We start from the raw sequence: 15,748 nt of genomic DNA, 5'->3' as shown, positions 1-15,748 counted from the left end.
ACGGAGGAAATACTATGCTCGGAATTTTAACCTTTATTCTGGTTTTCGGGATTATTGTGGTGGTGCACGAGTTTGGGCACTTCTACTTTGCCAAGAAATCAGGGATTCTAGTGCGTGAATTTGCCATTGGTATGGGACCAAAAATCTTTGCTCACATTGGCAGGGATGGAACGGCCTATACCATCCGAATTTTGCCTCTGGGTGGCTACGTTCGTATGGCCGGTTGGGGTGATGATACCACTGAAATTAAGACAGGAACTCCTGTCAGTTTGACGCTTACTGATGATGGTAAGGTTAAACGCATCAATCTCTCAGGTAAAAAATTGGACCAAACAGCTCTTCCTATGCAGGTGACCCAGTTTGATTTTGAAGACAAGCTCTTTATCAAAGGATTGGTTCTGGAAGAAGAAAAAACATTTGCAGTGGATCACGATGCAACGGTTGTGGAAGCAGATGGTACTGAAGTTCGGATTGCACCTTTAGATGTTCAATATCAAAATGCGACTATCTGGGGGAAACTCATTACTAATTTTGCAGGTCCTATGAATAACTTTATCTTAGGTATCGTTGTTTTCTGGATTTTAATCTTCATGCAGGGTGGAGTCAGAGATGTCGATACCAACCAGTTCCATATCTTGCCCCAAGGGGCCTTGGCTAAGGTAGGAGTACCAGAAACGGCACAGATTACCAAGATTGGTTCACATGAGGTTAGCAACTGGGAAAGTTTGATTCAGGCTGTGGAATCAGAAACCAAAGATAAGACGGCCCCGACCTTGGATGTAACTATTTTTGAAAATGGTAGTGACAAACAAGTCACTGTTACTCCGGAAGAAAGTCAAGGTCGTTACCTTCTAGGTGTTCAACCGGGGATTAAATCAGATTTTGTATCTATGTTTGTAGGTGGTTTTACAACTGCTGCTGACTCGGCCCTACGAATTCTATCAGATCTGAAAAATCTGATTTTCCAACCGGATTTGAACAAGCTAGGTGGACCTGTTGCCATCTTTAAGGCAAGTAGTGATGCTGCTAAAAATGGAATTGAGAATGTCTTGTACTTCTTGGCAGTGATTTCCATCAATATTGGGATTTTTAATCTTATTCCGATTCCAGCATTGGATGGTGGTAAGATTGTGCTCAATATCCTGGAAGCCATTCGCCGTAAACCATTAAAACAAGAAATTGAAACCTATGTCACCTTGGCCGGAGTGGTCATCATGGTTGTCTTGATGATTGCTGTGACCTGGAATGACATCATGCGACTCTTTTTTAGATAATCGAGGAATATTATGAAACAAAGTAAAATGCCTATCCCAACGCTTCGCGAAATGCCAAGCGATGCTCAAGTTATTAGCCATGCTCTTATGTTGCGAGCTGGTTATGTTCGCCAAGTCTCAGCAGGTGTTTATTCTTACTTACCACTTGCCAACCGTGTGATTGAAAAAGCCAAAAACATCATGCGCCAAGAATTTGATAAGATTGGTGCAGTTGAGATGTTGGCTCCTGCCCTTCTTAGTGCAGAATTGTGGCGCGAATCAGGTCGTTATGAAACTTATGGTGAAGACCTTTACAAGCTAAAAAACCGTGAAAAATCAGACTTTATCCTAGGTCCAACTCACGAAGAAACCTTTACAGCTATTGTTCGTGATTCTGTTAAGTCTTACAAGCAATTGCCACTCAACCTTTACCAAATCCAGCCTAAGTATCGTGATGAAAAACGCCCACGTAATGGACTTCTTCGTACACGTGAGTTCATCATGAAGGATGCTTACAGTTTCCACGCTAACTATGATAGCTTGGACAGTGTTTATGATGAGTATAAGGCTGCTTATGAGCGTATTTTTACTCGTAGTGGTTTAGACTTCAAGGCTATCATTGGTGACGGTGGAGCCATGGGTGGTAAGGACAGCCAAGAATTTATGGCCATTACACCTGCCCGTACAGACCTTGACCGCTGGGTTGTCTTGGATAAGTCAGTTGCTTCATTTGACGAAATTCCTGCAGAAGTGCAAGAAGAAATCAAGGCAGAATTGCTCAAATGGATGGTTTCTGGTGAAGATACCATTGCTTACTCAAGTGAGTCTAGCTATGCGGCTAACTTAGAAATGGCAACAAACGAGTACAAACCAAGCAACCGTGTTGTCGCTGAAGAAGAAGTGACTCGTGTTGCAACTCCAGATGTTAAATCAATTGATGAAGTTGCAGCCTTCCTCAATGTTCCAGAAGAACAAACAATTAAAACTCTCTTCTACATGGCAGATGGTGAGCTTGTTGCGGCCCTTCTAGTTGGAAATGATCAACTTAACGAAGTCAAGTTGAAAAACCACTTGGGAGCAGATTTCTTTGACGTTGCTAGTGAAGAAGAAGTGGCGAATCTTGTTCAAGCAGGATTTGGTTCACTTGGACCAGTTGGTTTGCCAGAGAATGTTAAAATTATTGCAGATCGTAAGGTGCAAGATGTTCGCAATGCAGTTGTCGGTGCTAACGAAGATGGCTACCACTTGACTGGTGTGAATCCAGGTCGTGATTTTACTGCAGAATATGTGGATATCCGTGAAGTTCGTGAGGGTGAAATTTCCCCAGACGGGCAAGGAGTCCTTAACTTTGCGCGTGGTATCGAAATTGGTCATATCTTTAAACTCGGCACTCGCTATTCAGCAAGCATGGGAGCAGATGTTTTGGATGAAAATGGCCGTGCTGTACCAATTATCATGGGATGTTACGGTATCGGTGTTAGCCGTCTCCTTTCAGCAGTGATGGAGCAACACGCTCGCCTCTTTGTTAACAAAACACCAAAAGGTGAATACCGTTATGCTTGGGGAATCAATTTCCCTAAAGAATTGGCACCATTTGATGTGCACTTGATTACTGTCAATGTCAAGGATGAAGAAGCACAGGCTTTAACAGAAAAGCTTGAAGCAAGCTTAATGGGAGCTGGTTACGAAGTCTTGACAGATGACCGTAACGAACGTGTTGGTGTTAAATTTAGCGACAGCGACTTGATTGGATTACCAATCCGTATCACTGTTGGGAAGAAAGCGGCCGATGGCATCGTAGAAGTTAAGATTAAAGCGACTGGTGATACTATCGAGGTTCATGCAGATAACGTGCTTGAAACGCTTGAAATTCTCAGCAAGAAATAAAAACTATAATCAGAAGAAAAACAAGGAAAAAATGTAACTAGTTTTTACCTTGTTTTTTCTGTATAATGGGAAAAATGACTAGATAAAGAGGTAAATGTATGCTAAGATTTCCAAAGGATTTTGTCTGGGGATCCTCTACTTCTGGGCCGCAGACAGAAGGACGTATAGCTGGTGACGGTAAGGGAGATAATCTCTGGGATTATTGGTACCAAGTGGAGCCAAATCGCTACTATAATGGGATTGGTCCAGATAAGACATCAACCTTTTATGAAAACTGGGAAAAGGATATCGACCTCTTGTTAGAAACTGGTCACACGGCTTTTCGTACTTCTATTCAGTGGTCACGGATTTTTCCACAAGGGCGTGGGGAAGTCAATCCTCAAGGTGTAGACTTTTACCGTAAGGTTTTTGAGGCTATTAAGGCCAAAGGGATTCGTCTTTTAGTCAATCTTTATCATTTTGATTTGCCTTTTGCCCTTCAAGAGGATGGTGATGGTTGGGAAAATAAGGCGACTGTCTCAGCCTATGAAGACTATTCTCGTTTTTGTTTTGAGACTTATGGAGATTTAGTGGATCAATGGATTACCTTTAACGAGCCCATCGTTCCTGTAGAATTTGGCTATTTTTACGATGCTCATTATCCACATAAGGTGGATGCAGAGGCAGCCGTTAAAGTAGCCTATCACACACAATTGGCTAGCAGTCGGGCGGTTAAGGCCTGTCATGAACTTTTGCCAGATTCCAAGATTGGGATTGTCTTAAACTTGACACCGGCTTATCCACGTAGCCAGCATCCTGCTGATGTTAAGGCTGCTCGTATTGCGGACCTTTTTCAGGCCCAATCTTTCTTAGATCCGTCTGTTTTGGGGACTTATCCACAGGAGTTGGTAGAAATCTTGCATGAATACGGTCTCTTGCCTGATGCTACAGAGGAGGAGTTGGAGCTCATTCGTGATAATACGGTGGACTTCCTTGGTGTCAACTACTATCAACCTTTACGTGTTATGGCTCCTCGATTTGCTAAGAATCCAGAGAGTCCTCTTTTGCCAGAACATTTTTACGAGCCTTATGTGATGCCTGGACGTAAAATCAATCCTCATCGTGGCTGGGAGATTTATGAGCAAGGGATTTATGACATTTCCCAAAATATCAAGGAAAATTATGGCAATATTGAGTGGATGTTGACAGAGAATGGTATGGGTGTTGAAGGGGAAGAAAAATTCCGTGAGAATGGAATGATTCAAGATGATTATCGTATTGATTTTGTAAAAGGTCATCTTCGTGAACTGCACCGTGCTATTGAAGATGGAGCTAACTGTAAAGGATACTTAATCTGGACCTTTATCGATTGCTGGTCATGGCTTAACAGCTATAAAAATCGCTATGGTTTAGTCGAATTAAACTTGGAAACGCAAGAACGTCGTCTGAAGAAATCAGGGCACTGGTTCAAGGAATTAAGAGATAATAATGGATTTTAAAAAAGACTCTGACCGATTATCCTAATTGGTCAGAGTCTTTTGCTTACAGGAGCGTAATTTGAACTATACCAATTTTTACTCTTGACAAGTGAAAGAAACAAGTATATACTGTTTTTGCTGATTCTATAAAAGAGGAATTAGACTATACCAATTTTAAGGAGAAAGCACAGCTGGTCTGTGTCGTATATACTATGTGTGGAATTGTTGGTGTTGTTGGGAACACAAATGCAACTGATATTTTGATTCAAGGGCTTGAAAAGCTCGAATACCGTGGCTATGATTCTGCGGGAATTTTTGTCCTAGGTGGTGCTGAAAACCATCTAGTCAAGGCGGTTGGTCGTATTGCAGAATTGTCTGCCAAGACAGCTGGTGTTGAGGGAACAACTGGTATCGGACATACTCGTTGGGCAACTCACGGGAAACCAACTGAGGACAATGCTCACCCACACCGCTCTGAGACAGAACGTTTTGTCTTGGTTCACAATGGGGTCATTGAGAACTATCTTGAAATAAAGGAAGAATACCTTGCAGGTCACCACTTCAAGGGGCAAACAGATACGGAAATCGCTGTTCACTTGATTGGAAAATTTGCGGAAGAAGATGGCTTGTCAGTTCTTGAAGCCTTCAAAAAAGCTCTTCATATCATCCGTGGTTCTTATGCCTTTGCCTTGGTTGACTCACAAGATCCTGAAGTCATCTACGTGGCTAAGAATAAATCACCACTTTTGATTGGTCTTGGGGAAAGCTATAACATGGTCTGCTCAGATGCTATGGCTATGATTCGTGAGACCAACCAATACATGGAAATTCATGACCAAGAGTTAGTAATCGTCAAGGCTGATAGCGTCGAAGTGCAAGACTATGATGGCAACAGTCGTGAACGTGCTAGCTATACTGCGGAACTTGACTTGTCTGATATCGGTAAGGGAACTTATCCTTACTACATGCTTAAGGAAATCGATGAGCAACCAACGGTTATGCGTAAACTAATCCAAGCCTACACAGATGAGGCTGGTCAAGTAGTAGTAGACCCAGCTATCATCCAGGCTGTTCAAGACGCAGACCGTATCTACATCCTTGCAGCTGGGACATCTTACCACGCAGGATTTGCTTCTAAGAAAATGTTGGAAGAATTGACAGATACACCAGTTGAACTTGGAATCTCATCTGAGTGGGGCTACGGTATGCCACTTCTCAGCAAGAAACCACTCTTCATCTTTATCAGCCAATCTGGTGAAACAGCGGATAGCCGTCAGGTTTTGGTTAAGGCTAATGAAATGGGAATCCCAAGCTTGACAGTGACAAACGTACCAGGCTCAACTCTTTCTCGTGAAGCTAACCATACTATGCTTCTTCATGCAGGTCCTGAAATTGCCGTGGCATCAACCAAGGCCTATACAGCACAAATTGCAGCCCTTGCCTTTCTTGCAAAAGCAGTAGGAGAAGCAAATGGCAATGCCAAAGCGCAAGCCTTTGACCTGGTTCATGAATTGTCAATCGTAGCTCAGTCTATCGAGTCAACTCTTTCAGAGAAAGAAAACATTGAAGCCAAGGTTCGTGAGCTTCTTGAAACAACTCGTAACGCCTTTTATATTGGGCGTGGTCAAGATTACTACGTAGCTATGGAAGCAAGTCTTAAGCTTAAAGAGATTTCTTACATCCAGTGTGAAGGCTTTGCGGCAGGAGAACTCAAGCATGGAACCATTGCCTTGATTGAAGAAGGAACGCCTGTTTTGGCCCTCTTGTCAGATCCAGTCCTTGCCAACCACACTCGTGGAAATATCCAAGAAGTGGCAGCCCGTGGTGCCAAGGTTCTCACTATTGCAGAAGAAAATGTTGCCAAAGATACAGACGACATCGTTCTTACGACCGTCCACCCTTACCTCTCACCAATTTCAATGGTCGTGCCAACGCAATTAGTCGCTTATTTTGCAACACTCCACCGTGGCCTTGATGTGGACAAACCACGTAATCTTGCTAAATCAGTAACGGTAGAATAAGCTAAAAAAGTCTAGTTATCTAGGCTTTTTCTTGTGAGCAAATGGGTTGCTTGTACTCAAGATTCGTGTTAGAATAATTTTTCAAAATGAAGGACCGGAATAGACAAGGAGAATCACTGTGGTAGAATTGGGAATTTCAACATTTGGAGAAACAACGGAGCTTGAAGGGACTGGGCAAACTTACAGTCATGCTGAACGCATTCGCCAGTTGCTGGCAGAGATTGAACTGGCTGACAAGGTTGGTTTGGATGTGTATGGGATTGGTGAGCACCATCGAGCGGATTTTGCGATATCTGCGCCAGAGATTGTTCTGGCAGCTGGGGCAGTCAATACCAAGAAGATTCGTTTGACCAGTGCAGTCAGCATTCTCTCAAGTATGGATCCGATTCGATTGTTCCAACAATATGCCACTATCGATGCTTTGTCAAATGGACGTGCGGAGATTATGGCCGGAAGGGGTTCTTTCACGGAATCTTTTCCCTTGTTTGGCTATGATTTGAAAGACTACGAAGCTCTTTTTGATGAGAAATTAGACTTGCTTCAATTAGTCAATGAAAAGATAAAACTAGATTGGCAAGGTCGATTGACCCAAACAATCTCTGGCAAAGAAGTTTATCCTCGTCCAGTTCAGGACAAATTGCCCTTGTGGATAGCGACAGGTGGTCATGTCGAATCAACTGTGAAGATTGCTCAGGCTGGTCTACCGATTGTTTATGCTATTATTGGTGGCAATCCGCGTTATTTTAAAAAGTTGATTCAGGCTTATCGTGAGATTGGAAGCGAAGCGGGTTATGCCAGTCAGGAACTAAAGGTTGGAGCTCATTCTTGGGGTTGGATTGCTGAAGATGGTGAGCAGGCTGTAAAAGATTATTTCCATCCGACTAAGCAAGTGGTGGATGCTATTTCCAAAGACCGTCCGCACTGGCAGGAATTGCGTTATGAGCAATATTTGGAGCAAGTTGGGCCAAATGGTGCTATGTTTGTGGGAAATCCAGATCAGGTGGCAGAAAAATTGATTCGCATGATTGAGGATTTAGGTTTGGACCGCTTTATGTTGCACCTACCTCTTGGTTCTATGCCTCATGAACAAGTCCTGAGAGCTATTGAACTTTTTGGAACGCAAGTGGCTCCAAAAGTACGGGCTTATTTTGCCATGAAAGAGACTAAATAAAAAATCCTAATCGAGTTTATTAGGACAATAAATCTTGTACAAAAATCAATCCCCCGAGCGTTAAGGCTTGGGGGATAGTTCTATAGGAGGGCTAGTTTAGTTCTCTTTTTTGTTTTTTAGCAAGAACCCGAGACCTAGAAGAGCAAGGAGACTAATTCCTGCAAGCAGGAGTTTGTGATCATTTTTGCTTCCTGTATTTGGTAGTTTAGCTTGTGAATCAGCTGTAGCTTGGTTAGGTTTATTTTCTGCATCAGCTACTTTTGTATCTGGTTTTGCAGAATCAGGTTTAGTTTGTGGAGCTGGAGTTTGCCGTTCCGGTTTGACTACTCGGTTTGACATATTGTCTTGGCTGTTATTTTGCCCTTGTTCTTGTTTTAAGCTAGAAAGGTCAAATTCTGGTTTTTCTTCCACAGCTGGGGCAACGATGGCACCGCCTTGAGAGATTCTAAGAACAGTAGCTGTAAGGGCGTTTAATTTCAAGCCTTTTTCAGTCCATTCGAGTCCTTTCGGGTTGGCAATTCCGACTGGTCCTGCTTGGTTTTCATCTGCCAAAACTTCAGCATTTCTGAGGTGGGCAAAGGCAGTTCCCAAGTTAAATTCGCGAGCCTTTTCATCCGCATTAACAAATACTGCGTAGATATCACCGTTTGGAGCAGTAATTTGGTAGCCAATTACTACATCCTCTTTTTCTACACCATTTTGACCTGGGACAGTGATGAGTTGGACACGGTCTTTGATATCCTGGAGACTCTTAAGTCGGAAGGCATCTGTAGATTGACGTAGGGCGATCAGACCTTTCATGTAGTCACGGCTCTTGACATTTTCAGGATATGCTTTTCCATCTGTAGCCTTAGTCCAGTCAAACTTGTTAATAGCATCACTCGAATCGTAAGAGTCATGGATGAAGTAAGGATAGTCAAATGGATTGCCATCCTTATCACGTAACAAGTGAGATTTGTTTGGTTGTTTGTCCTCTGCTACTGGAGTCTTGTAGGCTGGGTCACGAAATTGTTTGGTGCGACCATATTCCTGACCAGAGTGGATAAATGGAGTTCCTTGAGCTGTCAAGACCATGAGGTTTCCAAGTCGCAAACGACGGTGGATTTCAGCATAGTTCTCAGCCTTGCTTGGATCTTTTTTGATAGATTGGGCGATGATGTCAAAGAGGGTCAAGTTATCATGGGCTGCGATGTATTGGATGACATCTCCAGGACTATCTGCTTCAAAGTTGGTTGGTTGAGCAATGAGATTTTTGAAGATAGTGTTGATATCACGCTTGCCGCCTGTGATAAAGGCAGGTTGACCTTCGTTTGGATAACCAGACTTGAGGTTGTTACGGATGTCGTCTGAGAAGACAGCAACAGTATCGGTATGTTTCATCCAATCTTGGTCAGCAGCTTTAGTAGGCATATTTTCATCACCAGCATAGGTTCTCCAACCTTCACCCAGCATGATTAGATTTGGATTGAGGGCGCGTGCAGCCTTGTATGCTTCTTCGATAGAAGCTGCATCATGGTCTCCCATCATATCGAAGCGGAATCCATCTACTTTGTAGGTATCAACTAGATATTTGATAGAGTCAACTAGGAGTCGTTTGGTCATATGGTGGGTTGTCCCCAAGCGTCCACCACCAAAGCTAGTGCGAGGTGTACCATCAGCATCCATAAAGTGGTAGTAGTTTGGCTCTAAATCTTCAAAGATATCGACTTTAGCTGTATGGTTATACACTACATCCAGGATAGCTCCCATGCCACGTTTGTGGATCTCGTTGATGAGGTTTTTAAATTCTGCGATTCGTTTTTCTGGATTCTTAGGATCGCTTGAATACATACCAGTCAAGGAGAAGTAGTTTTGAGGGTCATATCCCCAGTTGTAGTTGCTGTTGCTTGAAGCATAGTCAGATAAGCGTTCGTGGTTCTTCAACTCATTGACAAAGTAGTAAGACAAGACTGGAAGGAGCTGGATGTGGGTTACACCCAAGTTTTTGAGGTAGTCTAGTTTTTCGATAAAGGCTTCAAAGGTACCAAATGGCTTAGTCAAATCTTTTGCGATGGCAGGATCTGAAGTGAAGTCACGCACATGAGCTTCATAGATGACAGCATCTTCGCGCGATTTGAAGTTGCGAATCTTACCATAAGTCAAGTCTTGAGGTCCTAGTTTAGCTGGATCTACAAAGGCAGCTTTAGCCACTTTATGGGCATCGTCAATCTTGGCATCGTCACTATTCCAAGCAGCGAGGGATTTAGCGTAAGGATCGAGTGCAAGAACAGTTTTACCTTGGCGCTCGATTTGGTAGTGGTAGTAGTAGCCAGTGTAATTGCTGATGCCGAGACCAGAGTTTTCATTCAGAGTTTGTTTCCAGGTTCCTTTTTCACCTTTTTCAAGAGCGACAGTTCCAACCACTTTTTCAGGGTTATTCTTGTCGTAGACAACAACAGAAACCTTATCAGCACTTGGTGACCATAGAGTTAAATCAACCTGTTTTCCTTCTTTTTTGAGGTCAGCTCCAAGTTTACCATCATAGCTGTAAGTCTCATCTTTAAGACGCCAGCTTGTTTTGGTAGTGAATTTGTCAGAGTTGTAGCTAACGGTATAAGGATGTTTTGTGTCAGAGAAATCTCCGCTGTAGGTCACTTTCTTACCAGCCTCATCGATTGTAACATCAGTGATAGTTACTTTGTTTCCTAAATGATTAGTGATGCTGGAGTGTTTGAGGATATCTTCTTTTTTAGCACCGACAAGTGTTGAAAAACTACTTTCAATGCTAGAAGTTCCTACATGTTGAGCTCCTGTCATGCGGATATCGTGCACATAGTAGGGGTTGGTGTAGATGGTTTCGTCATCATCTTTTAGGAAAATTTGGCTATGATTTTTCAAATCTGTGAACTTATAATCTTCTTTACGGATTTTCACATCGTCTCCTTGTTTGTTTCTGTCTAATAATAAAAATCCAAGATCTTTAGCTGCATCTTTGAGTGGGATATCAATATAGCGACCATATTTGCCTGTAGCCGTAAAGTCTGTTCCGTTAGGCCATTCACCACTACTTGGATTTTTCACATCTCCCCAGTACCAGAGAGATTTCTTGTCATAGTTGCCATCTGTACGGTAGTAGTTGACGCGAATAGTTCCTGCAGGTTGTGGCTCGTAAGAGAAAACCTTGTGATCTTGGTCCAACCAAGCCTCATTCATCTTTGGTGACAGTTTTTCTACCGATTTATCGCCGGTTAGATTTTTCCCAGCTGTATTATTGATGAGGAAGCTAATTTTCTTGGCTTGTTCTCCCTTTAATTTGACATCTAGGTAGTAGCCATAGTCATCTTTTTTGGCATCCTTAAAGGACAAGGCTCCGTTAGGCCAGTTTTCAGATGGTTTTTCAACATCGTCCCAAGTCCATAGTCCTTGAGCATCCTTGTTTTCTTCAGGAAGCTTTTTGACATGGATACGGAAGTAGTTGTCTTCTATTGGTTCTTCTGCCTTAGTTTCAGTCGTTACTGGACTCGTAGAAGTAGTTGGTTCACTTGAACGATCTTGTCCGGTTTGTGGGGCTGAATCGGCGGGAGTTGCAGCAGGAGTAGTTGGCTCTGTTGCAGGTTTTTCTTCTGTTTTCTTTAGGGAAGCGTTTGCACTATCGGGTGAAGAAAAATCGCTTTCGTTCTTGCCAGCGATGTTTGTTGCATCAGTAAGAGGTTGAGTAAGGGAGGTCGTATTTCTGTTGCTGGGTTCGTTAGTGGTTGGTGTATTTTCGTTTGCTGAGATAGTTGGTGTAGCCATGGCAAGCAGAATAAGGCTTGCTCCAATAAGGACAGAACCAGTTCCATTTTTGAGGGAACGGATGCTGTAGACCATTTTTTTCTCAGTTTGAGATGGTATTTTTCTCATAATGATTCTCCAATCAATAAATTTCTATCATCAGTATAGCACTTAGTAAAATAAGATGCAAGCGTTTTCCTAAAATTAAAATAAAAGAAAAAATCGCAACAAATTTTGTTACGATTAAGCCAGTATTTCTTATAGGAAAAGATTTTGTCAAAAAATCGTTAATCCCCTTGAAAAATCTAGCTAAATAGGGTATAATATGAATAATCATTTGTCGTAGGTTTTGTCTGAAATATTGTCCAGACAAGGCTCACAGCAGTTAAATCTTCTGAAGAAGTCAGATTTAGCTGCTCTTTTTGTGCTTTTTTTCAGGATTTTGAGTGCTTGTAACAAAGACTTAAAGATTCTGAAAATTTATCAAGAGGACACGGTGATAGGGGTTTTTAAAACCATATGACGATTAGAAAAGCCTGATTGACAAGGCTTGGAACTTATTTACAAAGGAGAATCATCTTGGCAGGACATGACGTTCAATACGGGAAACATCGTACCCGTCGTAGTTTTTCAAGAATCAAAGAAGTTCTTGACTTACCAAATTTGATTGAAATTCAAACTGACTCATTCAAAGATTTCCTAGACCATGGTCTTAAGGAAGTATTTGAAGATGTATTGCCAATTTCAAACTTCACAGACACAATGGAGTTGGAATTTGTTGGATATGAAATCAAGGAACCAAAATACACGCTAGAAGAAGCCCGTATCCACGATGCTAGCTACTCAGCACCAATTTTTGTAACCTTCCGCTTGATCAATAAAGAAACAGGCGAAATCAAGACCCAAGAAGTTTTCTTTGGTGATTTCCCAATCATGACAGAAATGGGTACTTTCATCATCAATGGTGGTGAACGTATTATCGTTTCGCAGTTGGTCCGCTCACCAGGTGTTTACTTTAATGACAAAGTAGACAAAAACGGTAAAGTGGGCTACGGTTCAACTGTTATCCCTAACCGTGGAGCTTGGTTGGAACTTGAAAGCGACTCAAAAGATATCGCCTACACTCGTATCGACCGTACTCGTAAGATTCCGTTTACAACCTTGGTTCGTGCCCTTGGTTTCTCAGGTGATGATGAAATCTTTGATATCTTTGGCGACAGCGAATTGGTTCGCAACACTGTTGAAAAAGATATCCACAAGAACCCAATGGACTCTCGTACAGACGAAGCTTTGAAAGAAATTTACGAACGCCTTCGTCCAGGTGAACCTAAGACTGCTGAAAGCTCACGTAGCTTGCTTGTAGCTCGTTTCTTTGATCCACGCCGCTATGACTTGGCAGCAGTTGGTCGTTACAAGATCAATAAAAAACTCAATGTAAAAACACGTTTGCTCAACCAAACCATTGCGGAACCATTGGTAGACCCTGAAACAGGCGAAATCTTGGTGGAAGCTGGAACAATCATGACTCGTAGCGTGATTGAAAGCATTGAAAGCCATTTGGATGGTGACTTGAACAAGATTGTCTACATTCCAAATGATGCAGCCGTTGTGACTGAGCCAGTTGTTCTTCAAAAATTCAAGGTTGTTGCACCAACTGATCCAGACCGTGTCGTAACCATCATCGGTAATGCTAACCCAGATGACAAGGTTCGTATCGTTACTCCTGCAGATATCCTTGCTGAGATGAGCTACTTCCTCAACTTGGCTGAAGGACTTGGTCGTGTAGATGATATCGACCACCTTGGAAACCGTCGTATCCGTGCGGTAGGTGAATTGCTTGCTAACCAAGTACGTCTTGGACTTTCTCGTATGGAACGTAATGTCCGTGAACGTATGTCTGTTCAAGACAACGAAGTTTTGACACCACAACAAATTATCAACATCCGTCCGGTAACAGCTGCGGTTAAAGAATTCTTCGGTTCTTCACAGTTGTCACAGTTCATGGACCAACACAATCCGCTTTCTGAGTTGTCTCACAAACGCCGTTTGTCAGCCTTAGGACCTGGTGGTTTGACACGTGACCGTGCTGGATATGAAGTACGTGACGTGCACTACACTCACTATGGCCGTATGTGTCCAATCGAGACACCTGAAGGACCTAACATCGGTTTGATCAATAACTTGTCATCTTACGGACACTTGAACAAGTATGGTTTTGTTCAAACACCATACCGTAAAGTTGACCGTGAAACAGGTGTTGTTACGAACGAAATCGTTTGGTTGACAGCTGATGAAGAAGATGAATTTACTGTAGCACAGGCTAATTCTCGTCTGAATGAAGATGGAACATTTGCTGAGAAAGTTGTCATGGGACGTCACCAAGGGGTCAACCAAGAGTATCCAGCTAACGTTGTTGACTATATGGACGTATCACCAAAACAGGTAGTTGCCGTTGCGACAGCATGTATTCCTTTCTTGGAAAACGATGACTCCAACCGTGCCCTCATGGGAGCTAATATGCAACGTCAGGCTGTACCATTGATTAATCCTAAAGCACCTTACGTTGGTACTGGTATGGAATACCAAGCAGCCCACGATTCAGGAGCTGCTGTGATTGCTCAGTATGACGGTAAAGTTACCTATGCAGATGCTGACAAGGTAGAAGTTCGTCGTGAAGATGGTTCATTGGACGTTTACCACATCCAAAAATTCCGTCGTTCAAACTCAGGTACTGCTTACAACCAACGCACTCTCGTAAAAGTTGGCGATGTCGTTGAAAAAGGTGATTTCATTGCTGACGGACCTTCTATGGAAAATGGAGAAATGGCGCTTGGACAAAACCCAATCGTTGCCTACATGACTTGGGAAGGTTACAACTTCGAGGATGCTGTTATCATGAGCGAACGCTTGGTTAAAGACGATGTCTATACATCTGTCCACCTTGAAGAATACGAATCAGAAACACGCGATACAAAGCTTGGGCCTGAAGAAATCACTCGAGAAATTCCAAATGTTGGGGAAGACGCTCTTAAAGATCTTGACGAAATGGGTATTATCCGTATCGGTGCTGAGGTTAAAGAAGGTGATATCCTTGTAGGTAAAGTAACACCTAAGGGTGAGAAAGACCTTTCAGCTGAAGAACGTCTCTTACACGCTATCTTCGGAGATAAATCTCGTGAAGTGCGTGATACTTCTCTTCGTGTACCACACGGTGCCGATGGTGTCGTTCGTGATGTTAAGATCTTTACACGTGCAAATGGAGATGAATTGCAATCAGGTGTTAATATGCTGGTTCGCGTCTACATCGCTCAAAAACGTAAGATCAAGGTCGGAGATAAGATGGCCGGACGCCACGGAAATAAAGGGGTTGTCTCTCGTATCGTTCCTGTAGAAGACATGCCTTACCTTCCAGATGGAACTCCAGTCGATATCATGTTGAATCCACTTGGGGTGCCATCACGTATGAATATCGGTCAGGTTATGGAGCTTCACCTTGGTATGGCTGCTCGTACTCTTGGTATTCACATCGCAACACCAGTCTTTGACGGAGCAAGTTCTGAAGACCTTTGGTCAACTGTTAAAGAAGCTGGTATGGATAGCGATGCCAAAACAATCCTTTACGATGGACGTACAGGGGAACCGTTTGATAACCGTGTTTCTGTCGGAGTCATGTACATGATCAAACTCCACCACATGGTTGACGATAAATTGCACGCGCGTTCAGTCGGACCTTACTCAACCGTTACTCAACAACCACTTGGAGGTAAAGCTCAGTTTGGTGGACAACGTTTCGGTGAGATGGAGGTTTGGGCTCTTGAAGCCTACGGTGCGTCAAATGTCCTTCAAGAAATCTTGACTTACAAGTCTGACGATATCAACGGACGTTTGAAAGCCTATGAAGCCATTACAAAAGGAAAACCAATTCCAAAACCAGGTGTTCCAGAATCCTTCCGAGTTCTTGTCAAAGAATTGCAATCTCTTGGTCTTGACATGCGTGTCCTAGACGAAGATGACCAAGAAGTGGAACTTCGTGACTTGGATGAAGGAATGGACGAAGATGTCATCCACGTAGATGACCTTGAAAAAGCCCGCGAAAAAGCAGCCCAAGAGGCTAAAGCAGCTTTTGAAGCTGAAGAAGCTGAGAAAGCAACAAAAGCGGAAGCAACAGAAGAAGCTGCTGAATAAGAAAAAGCAGTTCACTTAGAA

Annotated in this window: 7 protein-coding genes; 6 read left to right on the top strand and 1 reads right to left on the bottom strand. The window is 42.8% G+C overall.

Annotated features, from left to right (window positions below):
- Positions 1 to 14 precede the first annotated feature (14 nt).
- From rseP to M594_RS08950, 5 genes are all read left to right on the top strand, one after another.
- Positions 15 to 1,274 carry an RIP metalloprotease RseP gene (gene rseP / locus M594_RS08970; protein ID WP_173876619.1) on the top strand — a complete coding sequence of 420 codons (1,260 nt, stop codon included), beginning with the start codon at positions 15 to 17 and terminating at the stop codon, positions 1,272 to 1,274.
- A gap of 12 nt (positions 1,275 to 1,286) precedes the next feature.
- Positions 1,287 to 3,140 (top strand): proline--tRNA ligase, encoded by a 1,854-nt coding sequence (locus M594_RS08965; RefSeq protein ID WP_173225195.1) that lies wholly within the window; start codon positions 1,287 to 1,289, stop codon positions 3,138 to 3,140.
- A 98-nt stretch (positions 3,141 to 3,238) separates the two neighbouring features.
- Positions 3,239 to 4,618: a 6-phospho-beta-glucosidase gene (gene bglA / locus M594_RS08960; protein WP_173876618.1), complete on the top strand. Its 1,380-nt coding sequence runs from the start codon at positions 3,239 to 3,241 to the stop codon at positions 4,616 to 4,618.
- Between the two features lie 191 nt (positions 4,619 to 4,809).
- Entirely contained in the window at positions 4,810 to 6,618 is a 1,809-nt protein-coding gene (gene glmS, locus M594_RS08955; protein ID WP_173876617.1) for a glutamine--fructose-6-phosphate transaminase (isomerizing), read from the top strand.
- Positions 6,619 to 6,736: 118 nt separating this feature from the next.
- Positions 6,737 to 7,789, top strand: a complete 1,053-nt coding sequence (locus tag M594_RS08950) for an LLM class flavin-dependent oxidoreductase (RefSeq protein ID WP_173876616.1) — start codon at positions 6,737 to 6,739, stop codon at positions 7,787 to 7,789.
- A gap of 96 nt (positions 7,790 to 7,885) precedes the next feature.
- Here the strand turns inward: M594_RS08950 and M594_RS08945 are convergent, their stop codons facing one another.
- On the bottom strand, positions 7,886 to 11,671 hold the full coding sequence (locus tag M594_RS08945; protein ID WP_173876615.1) for a pullulanase: 3,786 nt from the start codon (positions 11,669 to 11,671) through the stop codon (positions 7,886 to 7,888).
- 450 nt (positions 11,672 to 12,121) lie between these two features.
- On the opposite strand from M594_RS08945, the gene rpoB reads away from it, so the two are divergent.
- Complete coding sequence (gene rpoB, locus M594_RS08940) at positions 12,122 to 15,727, top strand: DNA-directed RNA polymerase subunit beta (RefSeq protein ID WP_120769758.1); 3,606 nt, start codon at positions 12,122 to 12,124, stop codon at positions 15,725 to 15,727.
- Positions 15,728 to 15,748 lie beyond the last annotated feature (21 nt).

Origin of the sequence: Streptococcus mitis (genome assembly GCF_013305725.1) — a bacterium.
GTDB lineage: Bacteria > Bacillota > Bacilli > Lactobacillales > Streptococcaceae > Streptococcus > Streptococcus mitis_BO.
This window is presented reverse-complemented; position numbering and strand designations above follow the sequence as displayed.

Excerpts from the sequence above, each read along its gene's own strand:
- rseP (WP_173876619.1), top strand. The coding sequence starts at position 15 with ATGCTCGGAATTTTAACCTTTATTCTGGTTTTCGGGATTATTGTGGTG.
- M594_RS08965 (WP_173225195.1), top strand. The coding sequence starts at position 1,287 with ATGAAACAAAGTAAAATGCCTATCCCAACGCTTCGCGAAATGCCAAGC.
- bglA (WP_173876618.1), top strand. The coding sequence starts at position 3,239 with ATGCTAAGATTTCCAAAGGATTTTGTCTGGGGATCCTCTACTTCTGGG.
- glmS (WP_173876617.1), top strand. The coding sequence starts at position 4,810 with ATGTGTGGAATTGTTGGTGTTGTTGGGAACACAAATGCAACTGATATT.
- M594_RS08945 (WP_173876615.1), bottom strand. The coding sequence starts at position 11,671 with ATGAGAAAAATACCATCTCAAACTGAGAAAAAAATGGTCTACAGCATC.